Annotated in this window: 11 protein-coding genes; 2 read left to right on the plus strand and 9 right to left on the minus strand. The window is 60.0% G+C overall.

The genetic code is table 11. The features are described 5' to 3' along the window. Together Q8X48_RS27725 and Q8X48_RS27730 are read left to right on the plus strand one after the other, a co-directional pair. On the plus strand, window positions 1-1,620 hold the full coding sequence (locus tag Q8X48_RS27725) for a DUF2300 domain-containing protein (RefSeq protein ID WP_407800942.1): 1,620 nt from the start codon (window positions 1-3) through the stop codon (window positions 1,618-1,620). 3 nt (window positions 1,621-1,623) lie between these two features. Continuing rightward, a complete protein-coding gene (locus Q8X48_RS27730; RefSeq protein WP_407800945.1) occupies window positions 1,624-2,436 on the plus strand; it encodes a YfaP family protein in 813 nt (270 codons plus the stop codon). A 373-nt stretch (window positions 2,437-2,809) separates the two neighbouring features. On the opposite strand, the gene Q8X48_RS27735 is transcribed toward Q8X48_RS27730, so the two are convergent. The 9 genes from Q8X48_RS27735 to Q8X48_RS27775 all read right to left on the minus strand — a co-directional run. Beyond that, a complete protein-coding gene (locus tag Q8X48_RS27735) occupies window positions 2,810-3,556 on the minus strand; it encodes a S24 family peptidase (RefSeq protein ID WP_407800946.1) in 747 nt (248 codons plus the stop codon). 228 nt (window positions 3,557-3,784) lie between these two features. Then, window positions 3,785-4,312 (minus strand): inorganic diphosphatase, encoded by a 528-nt coding sequence (ppa, locus tag Q8X48_RS27740; protein ID WP_007894323.1) that lies wholly within the window; start codon window positions 4,310-4,312, stop codon window positions 3,785-3,787. A gap of 113 nt (window positions 4,313-4,425) precedes the next feature. Next, a complete protein-coding gene (locus Q8X48_RS27745; protein WP_407800948.1) occupies window positions 4,426-5,238 on the minus strand; it encodes a zinc-dependent peptidase in 813 nt (270 codons plus the stop codon). 4 nt (window positions 5,239-5,242) lie between these two features. Continuing rightward, window positions 5,243-5,899, minus strand: coding sequence for a DedA family protein (locus tag Q8X48_RS27750; RefSeq protein ID WP_007970195.1), 657 nt, complete (start codon window positions 5,897-5,899; stop codon window positions 5,243-5,245). A 229-nt stretch (window positions 5,900-6,128) separates the two neighbouring features. Further along, window positions 6,129-6,590: a GNAT family N-acetyltransferase gene (locus tag Q8X48_RS27755; protein WP_015096995.1), complete on the minus strand. Its 462-nt coding sequence runs from the start codon at window positions 6,588-6,590 to the stop codon at window positions 6,129-6,131. A 114-nt stretch (window positions 6,591-6,704) separates the two neighbouring features. Next, window positions 6,705-7,541, minus strand: coding sequence for an ethanolamine ammonia-lyase subunit EutC (gene eutC / locus Q8X48_RS27760; RefSeq protein ID WP_407800950.1), 837 nt, complete (start codon window positions 7,539-7,541; stop codon window positions 6,705-6,707). Next, entirely contained in the window at window positions 7,538-8,932 is a 1,395-nt protein-coding gene (locus Q8X48_RS27765; protein WP_407800952.1) for an ethanolamine ammonia-lyase subunit EutB, read from the minus strand. Before Q8X48_RS27765 ends, eutC begins: the two co-directional genes overlap by 4 nt. Before the next feature lie 102 nt (window positions 8,933-9,034). Beyond that, window positions 9,035-10,408, minus strand: a complete 1,374-nt coding sequence (eat, locus tag Q8X48_RS27770) for an ethanolamine permease (RefSeq protein WP_015096992.1) — start codon at window positions 10,406-10,408, stop codon at window positions 9,035-9,037. A 270-nt stretch (window positions 10,409-10,678) separates the two neighbouring features. Then, window positions 10,679-10,805 (minus strand): aldehyde dehydrogenase family protein (locus tag Q8X48_RS27775; RefSeq protein ID WP_003137649.1); only part of this gene is annotated, 127 nt, incomplete at its 5' end.

The raw sequence follows: 10,805 nt of genomic DNA on the forward strand, positions 1-10,805 counted from the left end.
GTGCACAGGTTGCTGCTGGGGTGGCTGCTGTGTTTGATCCCTGTGCTGGCGACAGCACAGGACGAACCGCTGCGCCTGGCCTTCAAGGGCGATTTACTGTCGTTGAGCCGAACTCAGGTGATCGCCCGCGAGCCACTGCCGCAGACCTTGCAGACACCACTGGGCAGTGTGTGGAAGTTGTTCGTCTACGCCTGGCTGGTCGATACCGGTGCGCGTGAGCCGGCTTACGAATGTCGCGGCCAGTCGAAGGAAGAAGTCTATTGCTGCACGGCGGGCGGCAGGATCGAGCGCGATCAGGCGTTGGTGAAGTCATGCGGTCTGTATTTCGAACCCGCGCGACTGGGCATCCGCGAGGCCGACTGGCGAGCCTATTGGCAGACACGGCAGGCGCCGCCATGGCTGCTGGATTTGCCTTCGCTGCAACCGGCTACCCGGGTTTCGGTGGCGCAGCTGTTGAAGGTGTTGGCCGTGCTGCCGGCACAGGATCAAGCCCGACGTGTATTGCTCGATGTGGTGCTCAATGCCGCTGATGGCCAAGTCGTCGGCGAACTCGGCAGCCGCCTGCGGGTGAAGACCTGGAGCTGGTTGGCGGATAAGGATGCCACGTCACGCCAGGGTGGGTTTGCCGGCTGGACGGCGGATGGTGCACCGGTTTGGGCCGGGGGGCGGGGCACCAGTCAGCGGGTACTGCGTGATTACGCCCAGGCGTTGTCCACGGTGATTCCTGTTGCCTGGCCTGCGGATGCAGGGAAATGTGTGGAGGTCGACCTGTTCTCCCGCTATCCACTTCGGCGTGTCTTGTCAGGAGGCGCTGCGGTGACTTCCGGAGCGTTACAGGGTGACTACCGCGTCGAATTCGCCAACGGCAATGTGCTGGATATCCACAGCGATGGCGAACTCTTTCTGCTGGACGACAAGCTCGTCGCCCGGCTGGATCGCGAAGAGTACGTCGCCCGTGTGCTCCAGCGCGAAGCCACTGCCGAGCCGGTCGAGGCCGCCAAAGCCCTCGCGGTGGCCATCCGCACGTACCTGCTGCAAAACGCCACGCGCAGTGGTGATTGCCTGAGCATCGACGACAGCAGCAGCCGTCAGCGGGTCGCGCCGCGTCCGGCATCGTCCGGGTCACGCGACATCGCCGCGTGGACCAGCGACCTGGTCCTGGCCGGCAGCACCGTCACCTATCATTCCGATCAACCCGGCCCGGACAAACTGTCCTGGCAGCAAGCCGTCGAACAGGCCCGTGCCGGCCAGCGCTACGACGCCATTCTGCTGCACGCCTACCCACGCGCCAGTCTCAGTCGCTGGGACAACCTGGTCGCGTCCTGCGAAGCGTTGCCCGCCGCACAAGACTGGCTGCAAAAACAACGGCGCGGCTGGCGTGTGCGGTTGGAAGGCGAGGTCGGCTACAACGAAGTCAGCACCTTCGCCGTATGCCGCCTGACCTTCGGACGCCCCTATGTCGACCGCGAACGCCAGCGTATCTACGTGCGTGGCGTGCTGACGCTGCAAGACCGCCTCGACCTGGCCCACGAATACCTGCACCTGGCCTTCGAGGCACACCCCAACGGCCAGGATGAAACCTACATCGAAGGGCTCGCCCGCCACCTCTTGCTGGAATAGACCATGAAACTCCGTTATCCACAGGTCTTGCTGTGTATCTGCTCGCTGCTGGCGTTGCCATCAGTGATGGCGGTGGACAGCGTTAAACTCGATACCCCCGCAGGCGGCTGGCGCACCGGCGCGCCCGAGGGCGAGGGAGAAAGCTTCCGGCAGGTCGTCAACTACCCGGCTTCGTCGGTCAACACCCCGGTAGGGCAGGCCAACACCGCACGCATCAGCGGCCAGATCAAAGCCACAGCGAAATCCACAGAGCCCGGCCGGCTGATCGTCAACGGGGTGAGCATGCCGCTGAAAATCGACCCGGCCGGCCGCTTCGATCGCCCGTTCTCATTCCCCAACGGCAGCAACAGCGTCGAAGTTCGCAACCCCGATGGCCAGCTCCGTCACCGCACGCAATTCCTTAACCGCAGCGGCGGTGCGACCCCGGCCAAGTTACGTGTATTACTGGCATGGGACAGCGACAACACCGACCTCGACCTGCACCTCATCACCCCCGACGGCGCGCACATCTGGTACGGCGACCGCGTCGCCCCCAACGGCGCAGCGCTCGACGTCGACGTCACGACCGGCTACGGCCCGGAAATCTTCGCCATGCCCGCACCGATCAAGGGCCAGTATCTGGTGTATGTGAACTACTTCGGTGGCGGCTACAGCAGTGATGAACAGGGGCAGGAAGACACGGTGCAAGCGCTGACCACCGCGCAGGTAACGGTGATTACCGAGGAAGGGACGCCGAGTGAAAAGATGGAGACGTTCCTGGTACCGATGCGGGCGGTGGGGGAGTTGACGTTGGTGAAAGCGTTTAGCTATCCGTGAGGGGGGATAGTGATAGCAGTGCTGACACTATTCGTTTTACTTGTCGCAGCAGTGCTGCTACAAATTCATGTGCTGAGCAGTTCACTTTCTTTCAGGCATTAAAAAGCCGGCTTGTGGCCGGCTTCTCGGGGACTGGCTTGGATCATTTTTGGTAAACCGCGCCAGCCTTCAAAACGTACACCCGGATCTTGCGTCCGGCTGTGGGACCTGGTGAGAAAGTCATCTGTCAGGTCAGCGCATCTGAGCCGCAGGGCGGGTCGATGCGTAAATGTGGGGCGCAGCATACGCAGGTTTGACGGAAATTCCCAGCGGGAAGTGCCGCGCAGAGCCGTTCGGCCACCTGGGTGGGTGGCCGATGGGCGTTGTGGAGCGATTAAAGAAAGGGCACCGCCGGCCGCCGCTTGTTCAGGGTCGACCACCAGAACACCCAACCCAGTACCCTGATGTTCTGTTCCTCGATTTGTGCCGCCCGGAAGATTTCATCCGGGTACTCGGCGCGGTTGTGGCTGCGCAGTCGCAGGGAGTTGCCCGGTAGTCGGTGCAGGTACTTGATGCGCAGCATGCCGTCATGTTCGATGGCGTAAATCTCGCCATCGATAATCTGGGTCAGGCCACGATCAATCGCCAGGGTCGAACCGTCTTCAATTTTCTCCCCCATGCTGTTGCCGCTCATGAAGGCGCAGATGGCGTCGGCGTGGTTGATTTCCAGTGAGTCGAGATGGTTGCGGGGCAGGCGGATGGATGTCTCGGGATCTTCTATGACGTGGGTTTTGTTGGATCCCGGGGCGATGACAACTTCTTTGTAGAAAGGCAGTTCGACGTCAACAGGCTCGATGACCGTGTAGACGCCGCGGATGGTCTGGGCATCGAAGGTGTTGCCGGACTCCTCGAGCAGGCGCAGGTGCCGGGCGTCTTTCGAGCCTTCGCCGGTTTTCAGCCAGTCGCTGCTGACGGAGAGTTTTCTGGCGACTTCTTCCATGCAATGGGCAGGCACGCCGCGGGTGTACCAGTTATGTACATTTTGCGGAGCCGTACCCAGAAAGTCGGCAAATCCGGTGGTCGTGATGTTCGCTGCTTCGAGGAGCGCTTTAAAGCGTGGGCCGCTAGTGTTCTTTTTCATGAACGCGAGTCTACTGGCGGCTGGTAAGGGTTTGAATAAACGCCTCGTTCAAATTTAGCGGGAAATTTACGACCGGATGTAAGACGTTCTTGAGGAATTTTAAACAGGCAAAAACCAAGGTCGGACAAACTAAACGTCCTGTTTAAAGCCCTTATCAAGCGCCCAAAAAAAACCCCGGATCACCCGGGGTTTTTCTTGCAGCCTGTCGCTGGAAGCTCGCGGCTTCTCTTAACCTTTATAGGCAGCAACCGACTTGGTGATCGCGTCGCGGGCGGCGTCTGCACCGGCCCAGCCTTCGATTTTCACCCATTTGCCTTTTTCGAGATCTTTGTAGTTCGCGAAGAAGTGCTCGATCTGCTGGATCAGCAGTGCTGGCAGGTCGGTGTATTCCTTGACGTCGACGTACAGCTGGGACAGCTTGTCGTGCGGAACAGCGATGACTTTGGCATCGCCGCCACCGTCGTCGGTCATGTTCAGGATGCCGACCGGGCGAGCGCGGATCACCGAACCAGGAGCAACCGGGTAAGGGGTCACGACCAGCACGTCGAGGGGATCACCGTCGTCAGCCAGGGTGTTCGGGATGTAACCGTAGTTGGCCGGGTAGAACATTGGGGTGGCCATGAAACGGTCAACGAACAGGCAATCGCTGTCTTTGTCGATTTCGTATTTGATCGGCGCGTGGTTGGCCGGAATCTCGATCGCGACGTAGATGTCGTTCGGCAGGTCTTTGCCAGCCGGAATCTTGCTGTAGCTCATTGGGCGTTGCCCCCGTTAGTTGACCAGAAACACTTGGCCGGATTGACCAAAAAGTGGCGGCGATTATAGGCATATTCCTGTGTCGACGCCATGTACCAGAAGTCGTATGGCGCTCACTGGTGTGCCTGATAGACAGGGTCATGCGCCTGAAGTTGCTTCAACCTCGCCAGCGGGTCCTGGCGATAGAACAGCTTCAGCTGCTGGTACACCCGTGGATAAGCCTCGTGCAGCAAATCCGGGGCGCTAAAGAAGTATTCGCTGGTGACGGCGAAGAACTCGGCAGGGTTTTCGGCGGCGTACGGGTCGATGGCGGTTTCAGCGTCGGGATTGTGTTCCAGTTGCCGGTCAAGGTCGTCGTAGGCCTCTTGCATGACCTTGGCCCAGTCGCTGACCCGCATGTCGGGATGCAATGGCGGCAGGCCGTTGGCGTCACCATTGAGCATGTCGAGTTTGTGCGCCAGTTCGTGGATCACCAGGTTGTAGCCTTCCCAGCCTCCGCTGGCCAAAACGCCGGGCCAAGCGAGGATGATCGGGCCTTGCTGCCAGGCTTCACCGCTGTGCTCACCGTCCCATTCATGCTCGACGCCGCTGGCGTCGCGATGGCGCTGGGGGCTGAGGAAGTCATCGGGGTAGAGAATGATTTCGTGGAAGCCCTGATACCAGTTCAGGTCGCCGAGGTGAAGCAGCGGCAGTTGCGCCTGGGCAGCGAGCAGCAAGCGTTGCTCCTGATGCAGTTCAACGCCGGGCAGGGCGCTCAGGTGCTTGTCTTCGAGGAACAGCACGCAGGCTTCGCGCAGCCATTGGTCTTCGGCGGCACTGATGCCATCGAGAAAGCTCAGGTGATGGCGCACCCGTTGCCACATGTCATCGGCAATCGGGTGCCTGGCCAGGGTGCGTCGGCGACGCCAGGCGCTCAGGGACCACATCGTGTCAGCGCGATTCGGCTTTGGAGCTCGAGCCGGCGAGGCGGCTACGCACCATGCCGATGATCATCGGCACCAGCGACAACAGGATGATGCCCACAATCAGCAGCGACAGGTTTTTCTTGATGAACGGTACGTTGCCGAAGAAATAACCTAGGGTCACCAGGCCACCGACCCACAGGATGGTGCCCAGCACGCTGAAGGCGAAGAAGCGCGGATAGGGCATTTTCCCCACACCGGCGACGAAGGGGGCAAAGGTCCGGATGATGGGCAGGAAGCGCGCCAGGGTCACGGTTTTGCCGCCATGCTTGTCGTAGAAGTCGTGGGTTTGTTGCAGGTAGTCGCGGCGGAAGATCTTCGAGTTTGGATTGCTGAACAGTTTTTCACCCGCCGTTCGTCCGATGATGTAGTTGGTGCTGTCGCCCAGAATCGCCGCCAGCATCAGCAGGCCGCCGAGCAGTACCGGATCCATGCCGCCACCGGCCGCCACGGCGCCGGCGATGAACAGCAGGGAGTCGCCCGGCAGGAAGGGCATGACCACCAGGCCGGTTTCACAAAAGATCACCAGGAACAGAATGGCGTAGATCCATGCCCCGTAGTTGGCTACAAGCATGTCGAGGTAGACGTCGAGATGCAGGACAATGTCGATCGGGTTGAAATCCATGGATAGCACCTGTGGTATTGGCCCGACTCTACAGGCCTGTGCGGATGACTTCGCGTAAGACTACGGATAGGGGTAGTTTTTCTTACAAGCCGGGAATATCGGAATTATACGAGGCGACTGGTGAAAATCGCGTCGAGATTGTACCGGGGAATGTCATGACAGGGCTGATGTTTGATAACGAACGGGGGGAGCCTGCTCGCGATGCCATCGCGAGCAGGGTGCAGGTGATTCAGAGCTCGTCGCTGATCGGCAGCACATAGTTCTTGAATTCGGTGTCTACCTTGAATCCGATGGACTCGTAGGTTTTCTGCGCGATTTCGTTGTTGCTGCTGGTGGAAACGCGCATGCGTACGGCATTGGTCTCCTTGGCCATTTTTTTCGCGGTACGGATCAGGTTGTCGGCCACCAACTGGCGGCGGGCGTCCTCGGCGACATAAATATCGTTGAGGATCCACACGCGTTTGAGTGACAGCGAGGAGAAGCTCGGATAAAGCTGACAGAAGCCCATCAGCTTGTTGCTGTCGTCATCGGACAGCGCCAGGTAGATCACTGACTCCTTGCGACGCAGGCGTTTTTCGAGGAACGCCCGGGACGAGTCCGGATACGGCAGGGAGCCATAAAACTCGCGATATTTGACGAACAACGGGGTCAGCAGGTCCAGGTGTTCGAGGGTCGCTTGAATAATCCGCATGGTAGGTCTCGTCTTCAAGTGGCTGTCTTACGTCTCTGACGGCGATGGGAAACCCTTGGCGGCCGTGCCACGATCCTGCCTTAAACTGGTACGAATGTGCAATGCGGAAGCGGTTCAGGCATTCGGCGGCCCAAGCAGGAAATTATCTTTCATGTCGGCTCCCGCATCCGACTCCAGGGTCTGAACCTGTGCTTCATCCTTCAGATTGACCCCTGACAACTGCCGTCGGCAGGCTTCGCGCATCAAATACAGCAAACGGTGTGCCGCCATGCCATAACTCAGGCCTTCGAGCCGCACGTTGGAGATGCAATTACGGTAGGCATCGGTAAGGCCGACCTTGGGATTGTAGGTGAAATATAATCCCAGGCTGTCCGGAGAGCTGAGGCCAGGGCGTTCGCCGATGAGGATGACGGTCATTTTCGCACCCAGCAACTCACCGATTTCGTCAGCGACCGCCACGCGCCCCTGTTCGACCAATATCACTGGCGCAAGAGTCCAGCCTTCGGCTGCAATCTGTTCTTCGAGGCGTGCCAGAAAGGGCAGGGTGTGGCGATGAACGGCCAGTGCCGACAGGCCGTCGGCGATCACAATCACCAGATCGATCCCGCCAGGATGCGCCGCAGCGTAATCACGCAGGGTCTTTGCCGACGCGTCACTCAGCTTTCGTCCCAGGTCCGGGCGTTGCAGGTAACTGTTGCGGTCGATCGCTGCGCTGTGCAGCAAAAGGCTTTCGTGTCCGCGTTTGGCCAGTTGTGAGTTGAGTGCCGCATGATCGAACGGCAAGTGCACCGCATCCCGTGCCTGGGCGTGAGCGTACTGGAAGTCCAGTTGCGCGCGGGTGGGAATGCTGGTGCCGGTTCGGCCCAGGGCAATTCGCGCCGGTGTCAGGCGTCGCAGTTCCAGCCATGGGTTGTGGGGATCGAAGGGTAGTTTATCCATGTCATTACTCATCCCAATTGCGCCAAGGCCTGCCGAAAGGCCGGCGGCAGGCTGTCACCGAAGAGAATCCTGCCGTCCGATTGAGTGAAGATGCCCATTTTCGCCAGCCACTGCTCGAACTCCGGTGCGGGCTTCAACCCCAGGGTCTGCCTGGCGTAGAGCGCATCGTGGAACGAGGTGGTCTGGTAGTTGAGCATGATGTCGTCGGAACCCGGGATACCCATGATGAAGTTGATCCCGGCGACACCCAGCAGGGTCAGCAGGGTGTCCATATCGTCCTGGTCAGCTTCGGCGTGGTTGGTGTAGCAGATGTCGCAACCCATGGGCACACCGAGCAATTTGCCGCAGAAGTGGTCCTCCAGGCCGGCGCGGATGATCTGTTTGCCGTTGTACAGGTATTCCGGGCCGATAAAGCCGACAACGGTGTTGACCAGAAACGGGTTGAAGTGACGCGCGACAGCATAGGCGCGGGTTTCGCAGGTTTGTTGATCGACGCCATGGTGAGCGTTGGCCGACAGAGCGCTGCCCTGGCCGGTTTCGAAGTACATCAGGTTCTGGCCCAGGGTGCCGCGATTCAGACTCAATCCGGCGTCATAGCCTTCCTTCAACACACTCAGGTTGATGCCAAAACTGGCATTGGCCGCTTCGGTGCCGGCGATCGACTGGAACACCAGGTCCAATGGGACGCCGCGATTGACCGCTTCGATCGACGTGGTGACATGGGTCAGAACACAAGCCTGGGTCGGGATTTCGTAGCGCTGGATGATTGCGTCAAGCATCTCCAGCATCGCGCAAATCGAGGCGATACTGTCGGTGGCCGGGTTGATGCCGATCATCGCGTCGCCATTGCCGTGCAGCAGGCCGTCGAGAATGCTCGCGGCGATGCCGGCCGGTTCGTCGGTGGGGTGGTTCGGTTGCAGTCGCGTGGACAGGCGCCCGCGCAGGCCCAGGGTGCCGCGAAACTGCGTGACCACGCGGATTTTTTGCGCCACCAGCACCAGATCCTGCACACGCATGATCTTTGATACGGCAGCGGCCATTTCCGGCGTCAGACCGGGTGCCAGGGCGCGCAGGACCTGTTCATCGGCGGCGTCACTGAGCAGCCAGTCGCGAAAACCGCCGACGGTGAGGTGGCTGATGACCGCGAAGGCATTTTTGTCGTGGGTGTCGATGATCAGTCGGGTGACTTCATCGGATTCGTAGGGGATCAGTGCTTCCTGCAGAAAGTGGCTTAGCGGAGTGTCGGCCAAAGCCATCTGTGCGGCCACCCGCTCGCCATCGTTGAGCGCGGCGACGCCGGCCAGAAAATCTCCGGAGCGGGCCGGGCTGGCCTTGGCCATCACGTCCTTGAGGCTGTCGAAGCGGTAAGTCTGGGCGCCGACGGTATGGGCGAATGTGGCCATGGGGCGGTGTCCTCCAATAATTACTGCAATCTGCTCTTTCTGTGGGAGCTGCGTGCACTTCAATCATGCAGGCGCCGGGCAGCGGGCCCGGCACCGGTGCATCTAGATACCTTCGAGCATAGCGTCCGCCGGTGCTTCGGAGCGCTGCCGGGCGGTCAACTGGAAGTACAGGTAACCGGCGATCATGAACCCGAGGAAGATCAGGCCGATCAAGGTGTTGAACCACGCCATCGCCACCAGGCACACCACTGCCAGGAACAGCGCGATCCCCGGTACGATCGGATAGCCTGGCGCACGGAAGGTGCGTTCCAGGTTCGGCTCGGTTTTACGCAGTCTGAACAGGCTCAGCATACTGATGATGTACATCACGATGGCGCCGAATACCGACATGGTGATCATCGCCGCCGTCAGGGTCATGCCTTGCAGATTGACCAGGCCATCGCTGTAGATGGCCGCAATGCCGATCACGCCACCGGCCAGAATGGCCCGGTGCGGCGTCTGGAAGCGCGAGAGTTTGGCCAGGCCTTTGGGCAAGTAGCCAGCGCGAGCCAGGGCGAAGAACTGGCGTGAATAGCCAAGAATGATCCCGTGGAAACTCGCCACCAGGCCGAACAGACCGATCCACACCAGCATGTGCATCCAGGTCGAATTATTGCCGACCACGGCCTTCATTGCCTGGGGCAGCGGATCGTTGATGTTCGACAGTTGGCGCCAGTCGCCGACGCCGCCCGCCATCACCATCACACCAATGGCGAGGAACACCAGGGTCAGAATGCCGCTGACGTAGGCCCTGGGGATGGTGCGTTTCGGGTCCTTGGCTTCCTCGGCGGCCATGGCTGCGCCTTCGATAGCGAGAAAGAACCAGATCGCGAAGGGAATGGCGGCGAAGATGCCAGGAATCGAGCCCATCGTGAACTCATTGGCACCCGACCAGCCGTTCAGTACGAAATTACTGAAACTGAAGCCCGGGGCGACCACGCCCATGAACACCAGCAATTCAGCGACGGCCAGCACGGTGACCACAAGTTCGAAGGTGGCCGCGATGCTAACGCCGAGGATATTCAGGCCCATGAACACGAAATAGGCGCCAACGGCGGCGATCTTCGGGTCCAGTTCCGGGTATTGCACGTTGAGGTAGGCGCCGATGGCCATGGCGATGGCCGGTGGGGCAAAGACGAACTCGATCAGGGTAGCGATACCGGCGATCAATCCGCCTTTTTCACCAAAGGCCCGACGACTATAGGCAAATGGCCCGCCGGCGTGGGGAATCGCCGTCGTCAGTTCGGTGAAGCTGAAAATGAAGCAGGTGTACATCGTCGCCACCATCAATGCGGTGACGAGAAAACCCAGGGTACCTGCGGTGCCCCAGCCGTAGCTCCAGCCGAAGTATTCGCCGGAAATCACCAGGCCGACGGCAATGCCCCATAGATGCAGGGTGCCGAGTGTGGGTTTGAGCTGTGTGGAAGAAGTAGTCATAAGTCCTCTCTATTTTTTATTGTTCGATCTTTTGGACTTTCGGGTGTGACGGGTTGGGTGAAACGCTGAATGACGGGTACGCAAGGGCCGTGCCAGAGCGGCCAGGACTTGTGTTGTGCCATTTAGGACGCCATCGCGAGCAGGCTCGCTCCCACAGGGTTATGGGGTGAAATCACTATTGAGGAGCCGGCCCGGATCCACTGTGGGAGCGAGCCTGCTCGCGATGGCTATCGAAAGGGCGATGCAGTGTTAAGTGCATCGCCCCGCTGCTTAGAAGAAGCCCAACGGATTGATGTCGTAGCTCACCAGCAGGTTTTTGGTCTGCTGATAGTGATCAAGCATCATCTTGTGGGTTTCACGGCCGACGCCGGACTTCTTGTACCCGCCGAACGCGGCG

Origin of the sequence: Pseudomonas sp. QLc11A, from assembly GCF_052112305.1 — a bacterium.
GTDB lineage: Bacteria > Pseudomonadota > Gammaproteobacteria > Pseudomonadales > Pseudomonadaceae > Aquipseudomonas > Aquipseudomonas laurylsulfatiphila.